Source organism: Adlercreutzia equolifaciens (assembly GCF_029076695.1).
Classification (GTDB): Bacteria; Actinomycetota; Coriobacteriia; order Coriobacteriales; family Eggerthellaceae; genus Adlercreutzia; species Adlercreutzia equolifaciens_A.
The window spans coordinates 1-462 of the sequence record NZ_JARFIK010000028.1 but is presented as its reverse complement, the minus strand read 5'-3'; the positions used below and the strand labels follow the sequence as shown (position 1 = coordinate 462).

General features: G+C 67.5%; 1 protein-coding gene. It reads right to left on the bottom strand.

All coding sequences use genetic code 11. The annotated features are described in order from the left end of the window. Positions 1 to 462 (bottom strand): hypothetical protein (locus PZH32_RS11295; RefSeq protein ID WP_275208349.1); only part of this gene is annotated, 462 nt, incomplete at both ends.

Here is a 462-nt window from a genome sequence, read left to right as displayed (position 1 = left end):
GGCCACCTGGACCCACTCGCCGCCGTTGCCGGTGGCCTCACCGCTGCCGTCAACCTCGGGCTTGAAGTACCACTGCTTCAGGATGACCTTCTTGCCCACCAGGCCCTCTTCGCGGTAGGTAGTGCCGTCCACGGCGAAGCTATCGGCCGCGGTGTCGTAGATGCCGTCGTAGTTGGCGTCGCGCCACACGTAGCCGGCGATGAAGTGCTTCGGGATCTCCATGATGCCGCCGTCGTTGTGCTTGCGGCTGGCGCCCTTGGCCTGGTCGTAGCGCAGGGTGGCCGGGGCCTTCACGGCGTCGACGCCGTCAGCGGCCGGAACATCCTTCACCACGGAAACCGCGGGCATGCGGCCATAGCGGTTGGCCTCGTTCTGGTTCGGGTTCAGCGAGGTGCCGGCCACCACCAGGTTGGAGGGCTGCGAGGGCACGGACACCTTGGCCGCGCCGGTGTTGGTGGCGTT